This is a genomic window from Streptomyces thermodiastaticus (assembly GCF_014656135.1).
GTDB lineage: Bacteria > Actinomycetota > Actinomycetes > Streptomycetales > Streptomycetaceae > Streptomyces > Streptomyces thermodiastaticus.
Genome location: NZ_BNBV01000024.1, coordinates 78,506 through 98,579, shown reverse-complemented (window position 1 = coordinate 98,579; position 20,074 = coordinate 78,506). Strand labels below are relative to the sequence as shown.

Here is a 20,074-nt window from a genome sequence, read left to right as displayed (position 1 = left end):
TGGCTGACCACGGGCATCAAACGCAGGCCCCTGCAGGAACTCACCCCCACCGAGAAGACCGTCAACCGGACCCTGGCAGCAGCGCGGGCACCGGTCGAACGCGGTGTCGCCGGCCTGAAGTCCTGGCGGATCTTCCGCAGAGCCCGCTGCAGCCCGAACCGCATGACGTCAATCGCCAAAGCTGTACTCACCCTGGAGCGGCAACGCTGAAGAAACTCACTGATCTCAATGGCTCGGCCGACCGCATCCCTCCTCGTTATGCCCCATCGCGATGATCCGGAGCGCCGTCATGGCCGACTTCCCCGTGAGCGCACCCCAGGCCGGTGATCAGAAGCAGCCCGCCGTCGCCTCGTTGTTGGGCACGCAGTACATGGCGCTGTGGGCGGACCAGCACGACTTCACCGTCAAGGGCCGACTTCTGGGGCTCCAGGGCAACACGCTCGACGACGAGTTCACGGTCGGCTCGCGGCCGGCCGGAGGCGCCCCGGTGCGACCGCAGTGGCCCGCGGTCCTGTCCGCGGGCATCAGCGGCCAGTTCGCCGTCTGGCTGGAGACTTCTCCCGGCATCCCCGGCCCCCACCCGAGCCTGCGACTGCAGCGGTTCACCGACGGCCGCCCGGCCGGCGAGCCGGTGCTGGTCAGCGAGGACGTGGACCCGGAGGTCCGGCCCTTCCTCACGTTCATGACCGACGGCGGTGCCCTCGTCACCTGGGCCGACCCGCGAGCCGACCAGCGCATCCGCGCACGGCGGTTCACCTCAAAGGGCGCGCCGGCGACCGGGGAACTCACGCTCAGTACCACCGAAGGGTTCCACCGGGCGCCGGCGGCCACGGTCCTGAAGGGCGGCAACTGGGTCTGTGCCTGGTCGACGGATCCCCTCGCGATCGGCGGCGACCGGCTCACGTTGAGGTTCTTCGACTCCGAGGCGAACGCCCTGACAGCCGAGATCCAGCCGAACGTCGGCCATGTCACGGGCGTCAACGGGATCACGCTGCTCGACAGCGGGCAGTTCGTCGTCACCAGCGTCAGCCACATCCAGCCGAGCGACCTGGGCAAGGATCAGAGCACGGTGGTGGCGAACGTCTTCAAGCCGGACGGCACCAAGACCGTGCACTTCACGGCCGGCGATCCACGGCACTTCACCCGCTACGATCCCGCCGTGGCGCACCTGCCGAGCGGTCGCTTCCTCCTGGCCTGGGTCGAGGAGAGCGCGGACACCCATCAGACCGTCCCCACAGCGATGGCGCGCCTCTACTCCGAGCACGAGAGCTCGCTCGGCGAGAAGGTCCAGGTCAGTACGGCGACCACCGGTGCGCGGTTCCAGACGTGCGTCACGACGGCTTTCGGCAACGGGCCGGAGGGCGCGCTCATCGCCTGGGCCGACGACAGCCGTCCCGACGGCGACCCGAGCGTCGGTGTCCAGGGCCGCACGTTCACCATCACGGCCGGCGGAACACTGGTCCAGCTGTTCTGTCCACGGAGGTCGAGGACGCCGGTCACCGACGTGTGATCTCGGAAAAGGGTGAGATCCCCCATGCCGAAGGGTGTGCTCGTCGGCCGCCTCGTCGACCCCTCACCGCCCCGATGCTCCGGCCTGCGTGCGAGGCGGGCCGGCGGAGCAGTCGTTTTGTCCTCGGACCGCCTGTCCGAGGCACTCGACCGGTCTGCTCTGCTGTCCACCGCCCGCGGCGTGTTCATGCCGGTGCCCCGGCCTGACCGCCGGAGCACCGGACTCGCGCAGCGAGCGCCGGGTTGCGGCCCGAGGCGGCGACGGAGGAGACGATCGTCGCCGGGGCATCCCTGGCTCGGACGTCGCGCAGGCACCCCGGGCGGCGGCACCCTCCCTTGCGCGGCGGCACTCCGCCACCTACCTTGCGGGCGCACAAGCACCGCCTCGAAGGAGCCGTCATGCCCGCGCTCGACCGTCAGGACACCGTCTTCATCCTCGACCTGGGGGACGGCGAGAACCGCTTCCATCCCGAGTGGATCGGCGCGGTCGGCGCCGCGCTCGACGAGGTGGAGAAGGCCGAGGGTCCCCGCGCCCTGGTGACCGTCGCGGCGGGCAAGATCTACTCGAACGGGCTGGACCTGGAGTGGCTGTCCGCGCACGCCGACCGGTACCGCGACTACGTCGTCTCCGTGCACGAGCTGCTGGCGCGGATGCTGGCCCTGCCCGTCGTCACCGTGGCCGCGCTGCAGGGGCACACCTTCGGCGCCGGCGCGATCTTCTCCCTCGCGCACGACCTCCGCGTCATGCGCGCCGACCGCGGCTACTGGTGCGTGCCCGCAGTGGACGTCGGCATCCCCTACACCTCCGGCATGGCGGCACTGATCCAGGCACGGCTGGCGCCGCAGACCGCGCATGAGGCCATGGTCACCGCGCGCCGTTACGGCGGCACCGACGCCGCGGCCGCCGGCATCGTCGACCGGGCGGTCGCCGAGGACGCCGTGCGCTCCACGGCCGTCGAGCTGGCCCGGGCCCAGGCGGACAGGGCCGGCGAGACCCTCGGCACCATCAAGTCCCGTATGTACGCCTCGGTGCTGGCCGCCCTGCGCGACACCCGCAACCCGCTCGGCTGACCGGAGTCGCAGGGTCCGCCCGCGCCACGCCACGGACCCCCGGGCACACGCGTCACGCGACAGACACACACGCAGAGGGACCCGCCACCCCTGCGGGCGGCGGGTCCCTCTCGTGCGGGGAACGGCAGCGGGTCAGCCCGCGCCGACGAAGACGACCAGCAGCAGCCAGACCACGGGGGCGGTCGGGAGCAGGGAGTCGAGGCGGTCCATGATGCCGCCGTGGCCGGGGAGCAGGGTGCCCATGTCCTTGATGCCCAGGTCACGTTTGATCATGGATTCGCCGAGGTCGCCGAGGGTGGCGCTGGCGGCGACCGCGAGACCCAGAAGGAGGCCCTGCCACCAGGCGCCCCCGTCGATGAGGAACTCCATGCACAGCGCCCCGGCCAGCATGGCGAAGGCGACCGCGCCGAACAGGCCCTCGCGGGTCTTGCCCGGGCTGATGCGCGGGGCCAGCTTGTGCTTGCCGAAGCGCCAGCCGATCGCATAGGCGCCGGTGTCGCTGACCACGGTCAGCAGCAGGAAGGTCAGCACGCGGAACGGGCCGTCGTCGGCGGTGAGCATCATCGCCACGAACGTGGCCAGGAACGGCACGTAGAACGCCGCGAACACACCGGCCGTGACGTCCTTGAGGTATCCCTCGGGTGGTCGTGCCATGCGCCAGACCAGGACCGCGAGCGCGGTCAGCGCCATCGCCACCCACGCGCCCTCGGCGTCGCGGAGGTATCCGGCGAGCACCATCGCCACGCCGCCGACGGCCAGCGGCACCAGCGGCGCCTTGATGCCCTTGCGTTCGTCCAGTCGCTTGGTCAGCTCCCACAGGCCGACCACGACCGCGACCGCGATGACGCCGACGAAGGCCGCCTTGACGACGAAGAGGGCCGCGACGATCACCACGCCGAGGCCGACGCCGACCCCGATGGCCGCGCCCAGGTCGCGGCCCGCGCTCTTCTTCTGCGGTGCGGGCGCCGGCTGCGGGGCGTCGGGCATGGGCTCCGGATTCTGCGACGCCGTCCCGGCAGCGGGCGGCGTGTGCGGCGTGTCCTGGGGCCGTGGCTGCGGCCCTGCGTACGGCTGCGGTTGCGGTTGCGGCTGCGCCGTGTACGGCCCCGGGGGCGGCGTGGGCCGCGCGTGCCGCGGGTCGTACGGCTGCGGCGCGGGCGGTGCGACGTCCGCCGGCTCGGCGAACGGCTGCGGCCCAGGCGGTGCGGCGGGCCGGCCGGCCGGAGGCGGCTGGGGTATCTCGTCGTGGAAGGGGGGGCCGCCCGCGGGGACGGCCCCTGGGTCCTCCTGGTCACCGCCGTGAGCCGGCCACTCGGGCACGACGGGCAAGGGGCGGGTCTGCTGGGCGCCCTGCGCACCGTACTCGGGGCCTGCCGGGACGGCTCCCGGGACCGGTCCACCGCCGGGTGACCGGTCCGCGGGCCCCCAGTGCCCGGCCTGCTGCGGCGCTCCCCAGGAAGAGTCGTTCATCAGACCTCGAGCAGCTCCGCTTCCTTGTGCTTGAGCAGTTCGTCCACCTGCGCGACGTACTTCGCGGTGGTGTCGTCCAGCTCCTTCTCCGCGCGACGGCCCTCGTCCTCGCCGATCTCGCCGTCCTTGACCAGCTTGTCGATGGCGTCCTTGGCCTTGCGGCGCACGGAACGGATGGACACCTTGGCGTCCTCGCCCTTGCCCTTGGCGACCTTGATGTACTCGCGGCGGCGCTCCTCGGTCAGCTCGGGGAACACCACGCGGATGATGTTGCCGTCGTTGCTCGGGTTGACGCCCAGGTCGGAGTCACGGATCGCCTGCTCGATGTTGCGCAGCGCGCTCTTGTCGAACGGGGTCACGACCGCCATCCGCGGCTCCGGCACCGAGAACGAAGCCAGCTGGTTGATCGGCGTCGGCGCGCCGTAGTAGTCGGCCATGATCTTGTTGAACATCGCCGGGTGCGCTCGGCCGGTGCGGATCGCGGCGAAGTCCTCCTTGGCGACCACGACGGCCTTCTCCATCTTCTCCTCGGCCTCGAGGAGGGTCTCTTCGATCACCACTTGCTCCTGCGTGTCTTGAGTAGGCCCGGCTGCGGTTCCCATCGGGGCCGGCGGCCGGCTGCGTCGCGTCTTCTTCCTGCACGGTTCCCGACCGGCAGGACATTGTCCATCCCCCGGCCCGGGTCCGTCCCGTCCGTCCCCCGGACAGGTGGCGTCCCGGCGGACCCGTGCCCGGGGGTTGCCGGTCAGCTCTGGCCGACCCGGTCACCCACGAGCGTGCCGATCTTCTCACCCTTGACGGCGCGGGCGATGTTGCCCTCCTTCAGGAGTTCGAACACGACGATCGGAAGCTGGTTGTCCCGGCACAGCGTGATCGCCGTGGCATCGGCGACCTTCAGGTCGCGGGTGATGACCTCTCCGTAGCCGAGCGCGTCGAACTTCACGGCGTCCGGGTTGGTCTTGGGGTCGGAGTCGTAAACCCCGTCCACGCCGTTCTTGCCCATGAGCAGCGCCTCGGCGTCGATCTCCAGGGCACGCTGGGCGGCGGTGGTGTCGGTGGAGAAGTACGGCATGCCCATACCGGCGCCGAAGATCACCACACGGCCCTTCTCCAGGTGACGCACGGCGCGCAGCGGGATGTAGGGCTCGGCGACCTGGCCCATGGTGATGGCGGTCTGCACCCGGCAGTCCACCCCTTCCTTCTCCAGGAAGTCCTGCAGCGCCAGGCAGTTCATCACGGTGCCGAGCATGCCCATGTAGTCGGAACGGGCCCGGTCCATGCCGCGCATCTGCAGCTCGGCGCCGCGGAAGAAGTTGCCGCCGCCGATCACGATGGCGATCTGGGCACCGTCACGGACGACGGCCGCGATCTCGCGCGCGATGGCGTGCACCACGTCGGGGTCGACGCCCAGGCCCCCGCCGCCGGAGAAGGCCTCTCCGGACAGCTTCAGCAGAAACCGGCCGGGTACTTTGCCGTCGTCGCTCTTCTGGGCCTTGGTGGTCATGTATATCCCGCCTCTGTTACATGGTGCACATACGAAGAAGGCCATTGCCGGTGGGGCGTGTCTCGCATCCCATGCAGCGGCAATGGCCTCCTCGTCAGATCTGCCGTCGTCCGCGGTGCCCTGACGCCTGCCGGCACGGGTGCCGGCAGGCGCGGCCGACGGGGACGACTGCTGTCGACCCTGTCCGGGTCGGATGTCCGCCGGGTGGCGGACTCAACGGACTCAGATGCCGACCTTGATGCGCGTGAAGCGCTTCAGGGTGACACCGGCCTCCTCCAGAACCTTCTGGACCGACTTCTTGTTGTCCAGCGCGTAGGGCTGGCCGAGCAGGGTGGCGTCCTTGAAGAAGCCGTTCAGACGGCCCTCGACGATCTTCGGGATCGCGGCCTCGGGCTTGCCCTCGGCGCGGGTGGTCTCCTCGGCGATCCGGCGCTCCTTCTCGACGATCTCGGCCGGCACGTCGTCCTTGGAGAGGTACTTCGGCGCGAACGCGGCGATGTGCTGCGCGACGCCCTTGGCGACCTCGGGGTTCGGCTTGTCGAACTCGACGAGGACACCGATCTGCGGGGGCAGGTCGGGCATCGTGCGGTGCATGTACGCGGTGACGAAGCCGTCCGAGAACTGCGCGAAGCGGTCCAGGACGATCTTCTCGCCGAGGTTGGCGTTGGCCTCGTCGACGAACGCCTGGACGGTCTTGCCGGGCTCGATCTCGGAGGCGAGCAGGGCCTCGATGTCGGCCGGGGAGGTCTTGGCGACGTGCTCGGCGATGGCCTTGGCCACGGACTGGAACTTCTCGCCCTTGGCGACGAAGTCCGTCTCGCACTTCAGCTCGACGAGGACACCGGAGGAGTTGTCCTCGGCGATGATCGACACGACGGCGCCGTTCTCGGCGGAGCGGCCCTCGCGCTTGGCGACACCCTTCTGGCCCTTGATGCGCAGCGCCTCGACGGCCTTCTCGATGTTGCCCTCGGCCTCGTCCAGCGCCTTCTTGCAGTCCATCATGCCGGCGCCGGTCAGCTCACGGAGCTTCTTGACGTCGGCGGCGGTGTAGTTCGCCATGAGTCTGTGAATCCTTCTCGAAGTCTGAAGATCGACGGTCAGTGGACCGCGGGTCCCTCGCCGCTGCCGGGCGTGCCGCTCGTCGTCCGGGAGCCTGCGGCCTGCCGCTGACCTACGGGTGAACGGCGGGAGCGGACTTCATGCACCGCTCCCGCCGTCAACGCTGACGCTGACGGGTCAGGCCTGCTTCTCGCCCTCGGCGGCCGGAGCCTCGGCCGGCTTCTCGGCCTCGGCGGCCTCGGCGGCCTTCTTCTCGCCCTCGAGCAGGTCGCGCTCCCACTCGGCGAGCGGCTCGCCCGCGGCCTTCTCGCCCTTGCCCTCGGCGCCGCCGGAACGGGCGATGAGGCCCTCGGCGACGGCGTCGGCGATCACACGGGTGAGCAGGGTGACGGAACGGATCGCGTCGTCGTTGCCCGGGATCTTGTAGTCGACCTCGTCGGGGTCACAGTTGGTGTCGAGGATGGCCACGACCGGGATGTTGAGCTTGCGGGCCTCGCCGACCGCGATGTGCTCCTTCTTGGTGTCCACGATCCAGATGGCGCTCGGCACCTTCTGCATGTCGCGGATACCGCCGAGGGTCTTCTCCAGCTTGGCCTTCTCGCGGGAGAGGACGAGCAGCTCCTTCTTGGTCAGGCCGGAGGAGGCCACGTCCTCGAAGTCGATCTGCTCCAGCTCCTTCAGGCGCTGCAGACGCTTGTAGACGGTGGAGAAGTTGGTGAGCATGCCGCCCAGCCAGCGCTGGTTGACGTACGGCATGCCGACGCGGGTGGCCTGCTCGGCGATGGCCTCCTGCGCCTGCTTCTTCGTGCCCACGAACATGATCGTGCCGCCGTGGGCGACGGTCTCCTTGACGAACTCGTAGGCGCGGTCGATGTACGACAGCGACTGGAGCAGGTCGATGATGTAGATGCCGTTGCGCTCGGTGAAGATGAAGCGCTTCATCTTCGGGTTCCAACGGCGGGTCTGGTGACCGAAGTGGACGCCGCTCTCCAGCAGCTCCCGCATCGTGACGACGGCCATGGCCGTACTCTCCTTGAGTCTCGGTTGTGTCGCGGAGGCCGGACGGCTCCCGCGCCTGACGCCCGCGATGCACCGTGCCACAAGGGACCGAGGGGTGCTGACACCGGCGCTGACCACCGGATGTCGGGGCGTGCGAAGTCGACCCGGTGACCCGGGTCGCCACGAGAAGTGTACGGGACCCGGAGCGCGCCGGGTGACGCAGATGTCCACAACCGACGAGTAATCCCCAGGCCACGGCGGGTCCGGCCCGGCTGCGGGAGCCTGGGTCCATGTCTGGAATGCGCAGGACGCGGCCGGTGATGTGCGGAGCGCGCCGGCTGAGCGGATGGCTCGGTCTGCTGCTGGGTGCGGCGGGGGCGCTGCTGGCGTCGGCGGCGTGGGCGGGCGCACCACCGGCCGGCGGCCCGGCGGTCGCTGCGGCCGGTGGTGCGGCGGCAGGGGTGGACGTGGCGGCCGGCGCTCCGCCGGGGACGAAGGATGCGCCCGGTGGTGCGCCGGTGACCGGAGGCGCGCCGGGCGATGCGGGCACAGGCAGCGGGGCGGGCTCCCCGTTGAGCGGCACAGGCACCACGGGGAGCGGCTCGGGCGCCGGCGGCGGGGCGGACGCCCCGGGGGATGCGCCGGGGGACGCGTCGGTGCCGGCGGTGGGCCGGGTGTGGCCGGTGGGGGTGCGGCCGCCGGTGCTGCGGGGCTGGGATCCGCCGGCGACGACGTACGGGCGCGGGCACCGGGGCGTGGACCTGGGGGCGCCGCCGGAAGCCGTGGTGCGGGCGGTGGCGGCGGGCCGGGTGTCGTTCGCGGGCCGGGTGGCCGGACGGGGCGTGGTGTCGGTGGAGCTGGCGGGGACGGGCACACCGGCGCTGCGGACGACGTACGAGCCGGTGCGGGCGTCGGTGCGGGAGGGCGAGGCGGTGACCGCCGGGCAGGTCGTCGGCACGCTGGAGACGGCGGCGACGCGGTCGCACTGCGGCAGCGGCTGCCTGCACTGGGGGCTGCTGCGGGAGCGGACCTACCTGAATCCGCTGCTGCTCCTGCCGCCGTGGCTGCGCGACGGCGGTCCGCCGAGACTGCTGCCGGTGCTGGGGGTACCGATGCCAAAGGACTGATCGGCTCCGGCGGCGGGCGTCCCGCCTCAGCCGCGCACTCCGCGCAGCACCATCTCCACCGCCGCGTCGGCGACCGTGCCCGGCTCCTTGGCCACGCCCGCCTCGATCCGGCGCACGGCCGCGTCCACCACGCCCTGCACCAGCATCGCCGCGAGACGGGGCCGGTCGTGCCCCAGCTCGCCCAGGGCCTCGACGATCATGGCGACGAGCTCCCCGTGGGCCTGGCGGATCCTTTCCCGCGCCCCGGCGTCCAGCTCGCTCGCCGAGATCGCCACCACGGCCCGGTGCCGCCGGTCCCCGACCAGCTCCAGCTGCTTGCGGACGTAGGCCTCCACCTTGGCCTCGGGGCCGTGTGCCGCGGCCATGGCGGCGGCGACCTCGGCGGCCCACACCGGGAAGTCGACCGCGCACAGCTCCTCGACCACGGCGGCCCGGGAGCGGAAGTACTCGTACACCGAGGACCGCGCCAGCCCGGTCCGCTCGGCCAGGGCGGGGAAGGTCAGCGCCTCCGTCCCGCCTTCGGACAGCAGCGTTCGGGCCGCGTCCAGCAGGGCGGCGCGCTGCATCGACCGGTGCTCAGCCACGGAGGCCGCTCGAATCCTTGGCACGCCCCCACTGTACGGAGGCGGCCGGCGCGGCACGCCAGGCGCCGCGGCGCTGAACCGGCGGCCGGGGACCGGACCAACCGGCCGTCCTCAGCGTCCGAAACCGGCCAGCTTGGCCCGCAGCTGCAGCACCGACTTGGTGTGGATCTGGCTGACCCGGCTCTCGGTCACCCCCAGCACGTTGCCGATCTCGGCGAGGGTGAGGCCTTCGTAGTAGTACAGCGTGACGACGGTCTTCTCCCGTTCGGGCAGCGTGTTGATCGCCCGGGCCAGGAAGCGGCGCAGCTCCCGGTCCTCGGCGATCTCCACGGGGTTGTCCGCGGCGGTGTCCTCAAGGGTGTCGAGGAGGCTGAGCCGGTCGCCGCCCTCGCCGCCCACGTGCAGCAGCTCCTCCAGGGCCACCACGTTGGCCAGCGACAGCTGGCTGAAGACGGCGTGCAGCTCCTCCACCGCGATGCCCATCTCCTCGGCCACCTCGCTCTCGGTGGGAGTGCGCCGCAGCCGGGCCTCCAGCGTGGCGTACGCCCGCTCCACGTTGCGCGCCTTCTGCCGCACCGAGCGCGGGATCCAGTCCAGGGCGCGCAGTTCGTCGATCATGGCGCCGCGGATCCGGGTGATCGCATACGTCTCGAACTTGATCTCCCGGTCGATGTCGAACTTCTCGATGGCGTCGATCAGTCCGAAGACCCCCGAGGAGACGAAGTCGGCTTGTTCCACGTTCGGCGGCAGGCCGACACTGACCCGTCCCGCCACGTATTTGACCAGCGGTGAGTAGTGCAGGATCAGCTGCTCCCGCAGCCGCTCGTCCCCCGTCGCCTTGTACGACCGCCACAGCTCGTCGAGCGTCGAGGGGGCGGGCGGTCGCACGCTGCCGCCGTCACGGGCGGCTGGGGGGGGCGCCGCCCGGTCGGACCCGGAGGTGTGCTGGGGCATTCGTCGCCTTGTGTTCGGTTCTGCCGTGGGGTGCGGCTTTCTGGGTGAGTCGTCGGTATGGGATCGGGATTCGATTGTTCTGCCTCGGAACCACGTGAGCGTAGCGTGACTGACGTGTCGCGGTACGCGAACCTCAGGGCACGAGGCGTGCGCAGATGCGTTCCGCAGGGCGCCCCACGGGGTCATCGGTGTCACCCGCGGTCACCTGCGCACCGCCCAACTGCGGGTATGTGCGCAGGTGTCGGCGTTCCCCCGGACGGATGAACACGTGCGGTCAGCATCCGGTGCGGTCCGCGCGGGCCGAGATCACCGCCTGGCGTGTCAACCTCCATCCCCCGCCCTGTCGTTCGACATAGCCCAGCGCTCTGAGTTCGTACAGGCGCGCGATCGCGTCGTCCTCGGTGGTCCGTGCCTCGCGGGCGACGGCGTCCGCCGGGGCGGTGCCGTGCCCGGGCAGCGCGGCCAGGACCTGCCGGGCGTCCGGGTCGAGCAGGTCGCGCGGGAGGACCGGTCCGCGCCGGTCGGGGGCGAGCTCGCCGATGGCGCCGACCAGCTCGACGATCTCGGCGGCGTCGGTGACCAGTTCCGCCCCTTCGCGCAGCAGGTGGTGGACGCCGGCGGACAGGGCGCTGGTGGCCGGGCCGGGGACGCCCATGGTGTGCCGGCCCAGCCGCTGTGCCGCGCGGGCCGTGACGAGCGAGCCGCTGCGGTGGGCGGCCTCGACGACCACGGTGCCGCGGGTGAGGGCCGCGATGACCCGGTTGCGGACCAGGAACCTGCTGGGCGTGGGGTGGTCGCCGGGCGGCAGTTCGCCGATCACCAGGCCCTGCCGCGCCACCCGGTCGATCAGCTCGGTGTGGCCGCGCGGATAGGGCCGGTCGACGCCGCAGGCCAGCACGGCGACGGTGGCACCTGAGCCGGCGAGCGTGCCGCGGTGGGCGGCGCCGTCGATGCCGTAGGCGCCGCCGGAGACGACCACCCAGCCGCGTTCGGCGAGGCCTGCGGCGAGCGTGGTCGCCATGTGCGCGCCGTACTCGGTGCAGGCCCGGGCGCCGACCAGGGCCACCGACCGCAGCGCCCACATGCGCAGATGGGGCCTGCCGCGCACCCACAGTCCGGTGGGCCGGGCGTCGCCCAGGTCGTCGAGCTGGGCGGGCCACTCGGTGTCGCCGGGGCACACGAACCGCACACCGGCCTCGCGGGCGGCGGCCAGGTCCCGCCGGGGGTCAGCGCGTGCGGCCCGCGCCCGCAGCCCGGCCCATCGCTTGTCGGACACCCCGGGCAGCCGGTGCGTGCCCGTGCGCAGCCGCCGGGCCAGCTCCACGGCTCCCAGTTCCCGCACCCAGCGCCCCGCGGTCTCGTCGCCCGGCTCGACGACGCGGCTGAGGAAGGCCCGCGCCAGCCGCTCGTCGTCGCCGCCGTCCGGGCCGCGGGAGCCGGGGCCGTCGGCCGGGGCGGGGCCGTCGGCGGCGGTTGCCCGGACCCCGGTGCCGGCGAGCAGGGCCGCGGCGGACGCGCCGGCGGCGGTGCAGGCGTCGTCCGCACCGGGCGGCGCGGTGCCGCCGGGGGCGGTCATGCCGCACCTTCGAGGGTCATGGGCACCCCGCGCGGCACGCCGGTGCGCAGTTGCAGGGCCAGGGCCACGTCGCCGGCGTCCGGGCGGTCGTGGCCGGCGAGGTCCGCGACCGTCCAAGCGACGCGGAGCACACGGTCGAGCCCGCGGGCGGTCAGCAGGCCGCGCTCCAGCCCGCGTTCCGCCTCGTCCAGCGCGCCGGGGGCCGCCTGCCAGCGGCTGCGCAGTTCCCGTCCGGGCACCTCGCTGTTGGTGCGCCAGGGAGTGCCGGCGAGCCGTGCCGCGGCGCGTTCCCGGGCGGCGCGCACCCGGTCGGCGACCGTGGCGGTGGACTCGCCGCGCGCGCCGCCCCGGGCCAGCTCCTCCCGGGTCACCGGGTCGACCTCGACCCGCAGGTCGACCCGGTCCAGCAGCGGCCCGGACAGCCGGGCCTGGTAGCGGCGGATCGCGGAGGGCGGGCACTCGCAGGAGCCGTCCCGCAGCGAGAACCGGCCGCAGGGGCACGGGTTGGCGGCGAGAACCATCAGGAACCGCGCCGGGAAGCGGACCACCCCCGCGCTGCGGGCGACCACCACGTGCCCGCACTCCAGGGGCTGGCGCAGGGCGTCCAGGGCGTGGCTGCTGAACTCGGCGGCCTCGTCGAGTCAGACGGACTTACTCCCAAGATCGGGAGGCAGTCACATGGAACTCACCTGGGGCAAGGAAGCGGCCGGAAGCTACTTCGCCACCAACAAGAGCGGGCAGGTCGTAGCCACGGCGCGCAAGGAAGGGAACGTCTGGCACGTCGAGGTAGCGCACGACAACCGCGTCCGGCAGGTCGGCACGTACCGGCAGGCTCGGGAGGTTGCGGCCCGAGTGCTCGAAGACCAGCGGTGGGAGTCGGTCCGTGCGGAGTACCTGAGCGAGGGGGACACCCTGCGCTTCTACGAGGGGGAGGGCACGGTTACGGCCGTCGAGGAGGTAGGCAACAACCTGGGACAGCTTCGGGTGACGTACCTCTTCGACGGCAAGCGCAACACCGTCACGGTCTACCCCGGCTCCACCTTCGAGCGTCTGCGCAAGGTCGAGCCCGAGGCGGCCGAGGAGGAGCGAGCGGCTGCGTTCGTTGACCGGCACTTCCCCACCGTCGCCGCCTTCCTTGACGCCGAGGAGTCCAACCCTTGCGGCACTCGCCGTTCCGGGTGGGAGCGTCCGGGCCCTGGCCGTCACCGCCTCCCCTGCATCCTCCCTGCCGGTCACGGGGGACTGCACCGGGACATTCTCCGGACCGAGTGGCTGGAGTCCGAGGCAGGACAGGTGATCGACCTTCACCCCTTCACTGCGATCGTTGACGTGATCGCCGGTACCGGCGTCCTCATCTCTCCCCCGGCAATCGAGGACGTCACCCTGTCTGACGGTGGCGCCACGCTGCATGACGCCTTGCTCGCCGATGCTCTGCGCCGACTCGTCCCGCTCGGCGTCGAGGCACTGGAAGGGGAGGACGGCGGACTGTCTGTCGAGGGTGTCACCCCGGATGGCCGGAAGGTCTTCAGCCTCTACGTCTCGGACTGCATCACGACTGAGCCCGACTTCGAGGAGGTGGCCGTGTCCGTCGAGGCACTGCGACAGGCGGCCGGTCTCTGAGACCAGCGAGGACCGCGAAGAGGCTTCGCGTGTCCAGCGTCACGGGGAGGTCGGCTCTCGCTGGCCTCCCCCTCCCCCATCATCGAACGAGAGCACGACAGGAGAGACAGGCAGTGGCGCGGGTACTGGGGATCGTCCGACTGAGCAGGGCGACGGACGAGAGCACGTCGGTCGTACGGCAGCGCGCGAGCATCGAGGCATGGGCGCAGCGCAACGGGCATGAGGTGATCGGGTGGGCCGAGGACACCGACGTATCGGGAGCGGTTCCCCCGTGGCAGCGTCCCGAGCTCGGGAAGTGGCTCCCCTCCACCATCGGTAAGGACGTCTCCGAGGTCGAGGAGCGTCGAGCGTGGGAGGCGAGCCGAGCGGGTGAATGGGACATCGCTTGCGCCTGGAAGCTCGACCGCATCTCTCGCCGAGTCATCCACACCCATCAGCTCATGGAGTGGGCCGCCGCGAACGGGAAGCGGGTCACCTCTGCTGAAGACGGCTTCGATCCCTCCTCGCCGATGGGGAAGATCCTTCTCTCTCTGATCGCTGCGTTCGCCGAGGGGGAGTTGGAGGCGATCAAGTTCCGGGCGAAGTCGTCGTTCGCTCACCTCATGCGCTCCGGCAGGTGGCGCGGTGGCTTCGTGCCGTACGGCTACCGGGCAGAGAAGGACTCCGAGGGCGACGGCTGGAAGCTGGTCCCGGACGAGTACGGCACGGCCACGGCAACAACGCTGCGGGAGATCGTCCGGCGCATCGTCGAGGACGGAGACGCGATCAACGCCGTGTGCCGGTGGCTGAACGAGGAGAAGGTTCCGAGCTCCCTGGACGCCCAACGAATCCGGGCAGGCAAGGAGCCGAAGGGTGCGCTCTGGAGGGTCGGCAACCTTACGAAGATGCTCCGGTCTCACACGCTCCTCGGACAGGTCGAGATGACCGAGGAGGTAGAGCTACCGAACGGCAAGAAGGAGACCCGTACGCGGCTCGTCAGGGACTCCGAGGGACAGCCGTTGCAGCGTGCCGAACCCCTGCTTACTCGGGCCGAGTGGGACGCGCTTCAGGCCAAGCTCACGGAGAACGCTCGACCGAACGCGGGCAACCGCTACGACAGGAGCCCGCTCCTTCAGGTGGCGTTCTGCGTCTGCGGCCGAGCGATGTACCGGAACAACGGCCGCAACTGGATGTACTACCGGTGCAGCTCCCGGAACATCGGTGGCGCCGAGTGCGGGCAGAACCAAGCGATCCGGGCGGACGTCCTGGAGTCGACCGTCACGGACGCGTTCCTTCAGTCGGTCGGGCACCTGGAAGTCGTGAAGCGCAGGTTCATCCCCGGTACCGATAACCGGGCAGCGATCGAGGACGTCACGCGAGCACTGGCCGAGCTGCGGGAGGACAGGGAAGCGGGTCTCTACTCCTCGGAGCTCGGTAAGAAGGAGTACCGGGAGAGCTTCCTTCGGCTGGAGTCTCGGCGCGAAGCCCTGCTCTCGACCCCGAGCGAGCCGGACAGGTGGGAGGACGAGCCGACCGGCGAGACCTACCGGGAGCGGTTCGAGCGGCTGACCGATCCGGCCGACAGGAACAAGGAGCTTCGGGAGTCCGGCGTACGCGCCATCGTCCACGGCGAGGAGCTTCCCGAGACGCTTCCGCTCGTCACCCTCGGAGAGACGGAGGGACTGTTCCGGCGCACGTTCGGGAGGGTCGAGCTCACCATGCCGAGGAACTTCTACGACGCACTCAGGGAGCGGACGGCAACGCTCTGACGACTACGCTCCGCTCAGCCGGCCGTCGACCCAACGTAACCGGACCTCGTCTGTCACTCACCGGCAGGCGGGGTCTGCGGCTTCCTGAGCACGTACGTTCCCTTGGCCGGTACGGAGCCGATGAGCCCTTGTTCCCGTAGCTCCCGGACGGCACGCCTCACGGTCCCGAGTGCATCCCCGTACTCCTCGCAGAGCAGACGCTCACCAGGAAGCCGAGCGCCGACCGGTAGGCGTCCGCTCCTGATCTGCTCCGTCAAGTCCTGGGCGATCTCCTGCCACCGGTACAGCGGAAGCTCTGCACTCTCCTCGGTCATGCGCTCATCCTGCGGCGGCGTAGCGGAGTCTGCTCGGTCGGGCTGCGCCATGCTGCGGACAACTGCGTCATGCTGCGGCACACTGGAAGCCGCTCAGAACAGAGCGAGCCCCGGCCGGAAGCGACCCGACCGAGGCTCTACGCCGAGCACTGCAAGGAGTGCAGGACGATGACCGAGATGATGCCAGCCGCACGACTCCGCCGACTCCCCTGGACCGAGGACGGCAAGCCCGCGTATCTGGTGACCGGCGAGGGTGGTTCCTTCCTGGCCGAGATGGCGGATGCGATGGAAGAGGGGATGTTGACCACGGCCGAGGTGGACGCCGAGCGAGCGGACACCCTTGCCGACGATGTCCGCGCGTCCCGAGCCGAGCTGAAGATGGCCGTTCGCTACCTGGCCCGTGCCGTCGCCGATGCGGTCGAGGTGGCACGACTCCGGGGCGAACGGCTGGGCATTGACCCCGAGGCGCTGGAAGTCGGCAAGACGCTGCGCCGAGACCTGGGCGCGTAGCCTCCCGCTCGACCGTGACCCCTACTGGCGCCCCTTGCCGGTGGGGGTCTCTTCATGTGAGCCGCGTCTCAGTTTCGGATTCGATGCGGACAACTTCATGATCATCTGGCTCTTTACATGTAGAGGCTCGTTACCACACCGGCCCGATGTCGACAACGTGACCTCCGTCTCAGTCTCGACGGATCACCCTGACTTCCGGGCCGCTCGCTGCCACCAGTAAGTAGAGGGTCGTTCGCTGCGGGGACTGGCGAGTGACCGGCGTCACGGCTGAAGCGTCCTGACCATCACCCCTCCGGCTGCATCCTTCTTGGTAGGAGCACATCAAGGCTCGACTGTCAACGTGACCTCCGTCTCAATCTCGCGATCGAGAGCAACAAGCGAGGGTCGAGCTCCGTATCAGTAAGTAGAGGGTTCCGCTCCTCGCTCGCCCGGCCTGCGGGTCGGGCCCCTTCTTCTTGGCGATCCCTCCTGATGACATGTGATTCACGTCTCAGTTTCGGCAGATTGTTGCCAAAACCAAGATCGTTCTCCGTATGAGTAGATGAGGGCCGTTACCACACTGACTCACCCTTGTCAAGACCTCCTCTCACTCCTCCCTTCGTGGGTGCGCTCGTTCTGTTCGGGTTCCTGGCGCACCCCGTCTCGTCCGTGCAGGTTGGTCGCCTGGGCACTGTCACCACGGACGAGACACGGACACCCCTCGCTGGCACTCCTCCTTGGTGCTGGCGGGGGGTGTCTCTCTTGGGCCCGAACACCTGATGACAACCAATCCAACGAACGGAGTACTGCCAGTGCACACGCACAACATCAACGGCGTCCAGTACGTCGACAGCATCACCGCAGCATCGATCCTCGGACTCCACCCCGGAACCCTGCGCAACCGTCGCGCCGACCGGACCGAGACCATCCAGACCATCAAGGTCGGGCACGCCGTCCTCTACCCGCTTGCCGAGGTCGAGGAGCTGGCCAAGAAGCGGGAGGCTGGCCGATGAGCTGGAAGCGCAACAACGGCGGAGACTGGGTAAGCACCAGCAACGCCGCAATCTGGCTCGGCCAGTCCAACGCCCTCGTCCGCACCTTCATCTTCCATCTGCGAGACCTGCGGAAGCTGACCGGCGCCTGGGACTACGACTCGAACTGCACCCCGAAGCTCATGCTCGACCGGCAGTTCATCTACGACAACTGGGACGAGTGGGCGGAAGCCTGGGATCACTGGTACTCGCCGAGGCATGGCCAGTGAGCCGCTACGGAACGACGAGATCGAGCTACGGCCGAGACGTCCACCCTGGCGCACTCATCCCCAACCGAGCCGAGGTCGAGACAGAGCGCCTGTACGTGCTCGACGGCAACGGAGCCGACGAAGAGCCCGAGCAGCACGGCAGCGAAGACGGCTGGATCACCCTCAACTGAACACCCCGCGAGAAGCCACAGAACGGCCCCTCTCGCCGACTCACCCGCCCCCTCTGGTCCCGATGACCACGGGGGTTTTCTCATGCCCGGAGAACGGCACACGGCCCGTTCGCCGGCTCGCCACACCTACCGAAGGAGACCCGAACCAGTGGCTACCACCAAGACCAACACCATCGCCGACGTCATCAAGCAGGCCGAGGCCGAGCACGCCAAGAAGGTCAAGGGCTACGCGTCCGACCTGCTGTCCACCCGTGAGGCTGTCGAGCGGTTCGCCACCGAAGCCGCTCAGGCCGAGGAGAAGCTGAACGGCCATCGCGCCACCCTGGGCCGAGGCGACGACTCCGTGAGCCCCGAGGCGTTCGCCGCCGCCTTCCACAACGTCGAGCGAACCTCTCTCCTGCGGGACGGCTCGAAGCGCAAGCTCGCCACTCTGGAGCGCACCCCGGCCCACGCTGACAAGCACGTTGCCGAGCGCATCGCCGAAGCTGTCCGCGCCATCGTCCCGAGCGACGTCGAGGTGATCCCCACCTTCGCCAACGTCCGCACCTTCGAGACCGATCACGCAGCCGTCGTCGTTGTGCAGGACTCCCCCACCGTCTTCACTGGCGGTCGCGAGTCGGCAGGCGTCACCGTCCGAGTCTTCCGGAACAAGCGGTACTCCCGGATGCTCGACCGGCCGAAGCTGGCGAACGCAATCACGGCCCGAGGCTGGCACATCCCCGGCTCTCACGTCCCCGGCGACAAGATGACCGAGACCCCCGGCGTCGGAGTCGACGAGATCAAGGTTCAGGGCGTGTCCGTGTTCGACGCGATCCCGACCCTGAAGAACGACCCGACCGAGCACGCGCTTCGGCAGGCAGCGGGAAGCCTGGCCTACGAGGCTGGCGCCCGAGTCGACGTCGGCGGACCGGTCAACCTGATGCCCATCTCCGGTGGCGGTGTCCGTACCGGTCAGTTCCAGATCAGGGTCAAGGGCGTCAAGCACGACTCCCGCACGGTCAAGGGTGAGCGCACGACCGAGGTGATCGCCGAGGTGGCGTTCCAGACCAACGCGCTCAGCCTGCCGACCGGCGAGGTTCGGAAGGCCATCGTCGACGCTGCGCAGACTCTGCCCGGCCGCTTCCTGGACGGTGCGGGAGTCGTGACCGATGGGGTTCAGATCAAGCACCTGAGCGACCCTTCCCCGGCGTCCGGCGTCGAGCACACCATGGCGGTTCGGTTCTCCCTGAAGTCCAAGACCGGCGCCTGATCCCTCAGCTTCGCTCCCGAGTGGTCCGCCTCGGGGGTGTTGCTGGGGCCGATCAGACCACGGTCCCGACCGAACTCGAACGGAGAACTTCCATGGCCTACGCCATCGCCGCCCTGTACGCCGCCCTGCTCGTCGAGACCTTCTCTGTCGCCTCCCTCGCGGTGCGCACCATCGCGCCCGAGACCGAGGTGAAGCACGGGCCGCGCTACCGGGGCGTGCATACCAAGGCTCAGTACCTCTACCGGCTCGCCGCCGAGTCTGGCCACACCACCAACTGACCGACCCAACTCCGGGGCGCCCTGCTCGACCACTGAGCGGGGCGCCCCTTCGCATGCCCACAACCCGAAGGAGACCCGAACCCCCTTGCGTAACAACCGAATCCGCCGAGTGGCCGTCGCGCTACTGGGCCTGTTGATCCTGCTCGTCCTGTCCGGCGCGTTCGTGGCGTCCTGGCCCTCCCTCATGGCTGCGGCGAACGGAGTGCACCTCTCCGGCCTCGGGCAGGTTGGCTACAGCGTGGTGCCCGATGCGAGCGCCGCCCTCTCTGTCGTCTCCCTGCTCGTCCTCCGTGGCGACGTCAAGGCCCGGCGCCTGGCGTTCGCGAACCTGGCCCTCATGACCGGCGCCTCGGTCGTGCTCAACCTGGCCCACGGGCTCGGATGGTGGGGCGCTCCGGAGACGTGGCTACTCGCCGTTGCCTCGGTCGTTCCTGTCGTCTCGATCCTGATCAGCACCGACCTTCTCGTCCGCGCGTTCGTGATCCTCGCCCCCGCGCTGGAAGTCGACGAGCCCGAGGTTCAGCCCACCGTCGAGGTTCCGGCCGTCGAGGTTGCCGAGCCCCTGGTGATGACCCGCGAGGAGTTCGAGGAGCACAACGCCCGCATCTCCGAGGAGATCGAGGAGGAGCTGAAGAGCCCTCTTCTCGACGCCGCCGCTCCCCGCTCCGGTCGGGGCTACCTCCTCTGACCGTGAGCCCGACTCTGTCGCCGAGTCCCGTCCCGCGTCCTGGTGGATGGGGCTCGGGGCGGACCGGTGGCACATCAGCCCAAGCAACCCGAGAGCACCGTGAAGGAGTGTCCGCACAGTGAGCCGACGACACCACCCCGACGTATCGACCATGACCCTGGAAGAGCTGAACGAGACCGAGCCCGGAAGCCTGGTGCAACTGAGCCTCGGTCTCGGCGTCCGGCTCGTCCTACGGCGCACGAAGGATGGGAGGTGGGTTCCCGTCCATGGCTCCTGCCTGCCTACGTGGGCCGTTGCCGAGATGGCGGGACGGTGTGACGTCGACCGCAAAACCGATGAGCCGGCGTAGACATCCGGGCCTTCATGACGTAAGGTCCCGCTTCCGCCCCGATCAGTGGGCGATC

22 protein-coding genes and 1 pseudogene are annotated in these 20,074 nt (G+C 70.1%); 13 read left to right on the top strand and 10 right to left on the bottom strand.

Translation table 11 applies throughout. The features are described from left to right. The 3 genes from IE286_RS20740 to IE286_RS20730 all read left to right on the top strand — a co-directional run. A partial coding sequence (locus IE286_RS20740) for a transposase family protein (RefSeq protein WP_229863210.1) occupies positions 1–210 on the top strand: 210 nt, incomplete at its 5' end. A 79-nt stretch (positions 211–289) separates the two neighbouring features. Continuing rightward, positions 290–1,510 carry a hypothetical protein gene (locus tag IE286_RS20735; RefSeq protein WP_189798271.1) on the top strand — a complete coding sequence of 407 codons (1,221 nt, stop codon included), beginning with the start codon at positions 290–292 and terminating at the stop codon, positions 1,508–1,510. A gap of 398 nt (positions 1,511–1,908) precedes the next feature. Next, positions 1,909–2,580, top strand: coding sequence for an enoyl-CoA hydratase-related protein (locus IE286_RS20730; protein WP_189798270.1), 672 nt, complete (start codon positions 1,909–1,911; stop codon positions 2,578–2,580). 132 nt (positions 2,581–2,712) lie between these two features. On the opposite strand, the gene IE286_RS20725 is transcribed toward IE286_RS20730, so the two are convergent. The 5 genes from IE286_RS20725 to rpsB form a co-directional block, all read right to left on the bottom strand. Continuing rightward, a complete protein-coding gene (locus IE286_RS20725) occupies positions 2,713–4,050 on the bottom strand; it encodes a phosphatidate cytidylyltransferase (RefSeq protein WP_189798269.1) in 1,338 nt (445 codons plus the stop codon). Then, positions 4,050–4,607, bottom strand: coding sequence for a ribosome recycling factor (gene frr / locus IE286_RS20720; RefSeq protein ID WP_125499900.1), 558 nt, complete (start codon positions 4,605–4,607; stop codon positions 4,050–4,052). The genes IE286_RS20725 and frr overlap by 1 nt, the downstream gene beginning before the upstream one ends. A 188-nt stretch (positions 4,608–4,795) precedes the next feature. Then, the gene (gene pyrH / locus IE286_RS20715) at positions 4,796–5,554 is read right to left on the bottom strand and encodes a UMP kinase (RefSeq protein WP_189798268.1); all 759 of its coding nucleotides are present in this window, start codon (positions 5,552–5,554) and stop codon (positions 4,796–4,798) included. A gap of 222 nt (positions 5,555–5,776) precedes the next feature. Then, entirely contained in the window at positions 5,777–6,613 is an 837-nt protein-coding gene (gene tsf, locus IE286_RS20710) for a translation elongation factor Ts (protein WP_168131274.1), read from the bottom strand. 177 nt (positions 6,614–6,790) lie between these two features. Continuing rightward, the gene (rpsB, locus tag IE286_RS20705) at positions 6,791–7,633 is read right to left on the bottom strand and encodes a 30S ribosomal protein S2 (protein ID WP_189798267.1); all 843 of its coding nucleotides are present in this window, start codon (positions 7,631–7,633) and stop codon (positions 6,791–6,793) included. 662 nt (positions 7,634–8,295) lie between these two features. Between rpsB and IE286_RS20700 the strand changes: the two genes are divergently transcribed. Beyond that, entirely contained in the window at positions 8,296–8,739 is a 444-nt protein-coding gene (locus tag IE286_RS20700) for a peptidoglycan DD-metalloendopeptidase family protein (protein ID WP_372462568.1), read from the top strand. A 26-nt stretch (positions 8,740–8,765) separates the two neighbouring features. On the opposite strand, the gene IE286_RS20695 is transcribed toward IE286_RS20700, so the two are convergent. The 4 genes and pseudogenes from IE286_RS20695 to IE286_RS20680 form a co-directional block, all read right to left on the bottom strand. Beyond that, positions 8,766–9,323 carry a TetR/AcrR family transcriptional regulator gene (locus IE286_RS20695; protein WP_189798265.1) on the bottom strand — a complete coding sequence of 186 codons (558 nt, stop codon included), beginning with the start codon at positions 9,321–9,323 and terminating at the stop codon, positions 8,766–8,768. A 111-nt stretch (positions 9,324–9,434) separates the two neighbouring features. Next, positions 9,435–10,277: an RNA polymerase sigma factor WhiG gene (gene whiG / locus IE286_RS20690; RefSeq protein WP_189798264.1), complete on the bottom strand. Its 843-nt coding sequence runs from the start codon at positions 10,275–10,277 to the stop codon at positions 9,435–9,437. Positions 10,278–10,551: 274 nt separating this feature from the next. After that, on the bottom strand, positions 10,552–11,853 hold the full coding sequence (gene dprA / locus IE286_RS20685) for a DNA-processing protein DprA (protein WP_189798263.1): 1,302 nt from the start codon (positions 11,851–11,853) through the stop codon (positions 10,552–10,554). After that, positions 11,850–12,494, bottom strand: a pseudogene (locus IE286_RS20680) (ATP-binding protein); the annotation flags it as partial. The gene dprA and the pseudogene IE286_RS20680, both read right to left, overlap by 4 nt. 37 nt (positions 12,495–12,531) lie before the next feature. Here IE286_RS20680 and IE286_RS20675 point away from each other — a divergent pair. Both IE286_RS20675 and IE286_RS20670 read left to right on the top strand, forming a co-directional pair. Then, on the top strand, positions 12,532–13,473 hold the full coding sequence (locus IE286_RS20675; protein ID WP_189798262.1) for a hypothetical protein: 942 nt from the start codon (positions 12,532–12,534) through the stop codon (positions 13,471–13,473). Between the two features lie 113 nt (positions 13,474–13,586). Then, positions 13,587–15,221: a recombinase family protein gene (locus tag IE286_RS20670; protein ID WP_189798261.1), complete on the top strand. Its 1,635-nt coding sequence runs from the start codon at positions 13,587–13,589 to the stop codon at positions 15,219–15,221. 53 nt (positions 15,222–15,274) lie between these two features. Here the strand turns inward: IE286_RS20670 and IE286_RS20665 are convergent, their stop codons facing one another. Then, the gene (locus IE286_RS20665) at positions 15,275–15,535 is read right to left on the bottom strand and encodes a GntR family transcriptional regulator (protein WP_189798260.1); all 261 of its coding nucleotides are present in this window, start codon (positions 15,533–15,535) and stop codon (positions 15,275–15,277) included. Positions 15,536–15,703: 168 nt separating this feature from the next. On the opposite strand from IE286_RS20665, the gene IE286_RS20660 reads away from it, so the two are divergent. The 7 genes from IE286_RS20660 (at position 15,704) to IE286_RS20630 (ending at position 19,670) form a co-directional block, all read left to right on the top strand. Then, positions 15,704–16,045, top strand: coding sequence for a hypothetical protein (locus IE286_RS20660; RefSeq protein ID WP_189798259.1), 342 nt, complete (start codon positions 15,704–15,706; stop codon positions 16,043–16,045). A gap of 791 nt (positions 16,046–16,836) precedes the next feature. Further along, positions 16,837–17,037, top strand: a complete 201-nt coding sequence (locus IE286_RS20655; RefSeq protein WP_189798258.1) for a helix-turn-helix domain-containing protein — start codon at positions 16,837–16,839, stop codon at positions 17,035–17,037. Then, the gene (locus IE286_RS20650; RefSeq protein WP_189798257.1) at positions 17,034–17,285 is read left to right on the top strand and encodes a hypothetical protein; all 252 of its coding nucleotides are present in this window, start codon (positions 17,034–17,036) and stop codon (positions 17,283–17,285) included. Before IE286_RS20655 ends, IE286_RS20650 begins: the two co-directional genes overlap by 4 nt. After that, positions 17,282–17,455 (top strand): hypothetical protein, encoded by a 174-nt coding sequence (locus IE286_RS20645; protein WP_189798256.1) that lies wholly within the window; start codon positions 17,282–17,284, stop codon positions 17,453–17,455. Before IE286_RS20650 ends, IE286_RS20645 begins: the two co-directional genes overlap by 4 nt. 148 nt (positions 17,456–17,603) lie before the next feature. Continuing rightward, a complete protein-coding gene (locus IE286_RS20640) occupies positions 17,604–18,704 on the top strand; it encodes a hypothetical protein (RefSeq protein ID WP_189798255.1) in 1,101 nt (366 codons plus the stop codon). Between the two features lie 92 nt (positions 18,705–18,796). Next, entirely contained in the window at positions 18,797–18,982 is a 186-nt protein-coding gene (locus IE286_RS20635; protein WP_189798254.1) for a hypothetical protein, read from the top strand. Positions 18,983–19,067: 85 nt separating this feature from the next. Beyond that, complete coding sequence (locus IE286_RS20630) at positions 19,068–19,670, top strand: hypothetical protein (RefSeq protein ID WP_189798253.1); 603 nt, start codon at positions 19,068–19,070, stop codon at positions 19,668–19,670. Positions 19,671–20,074 lie beyond the last annotated feature (404 nt).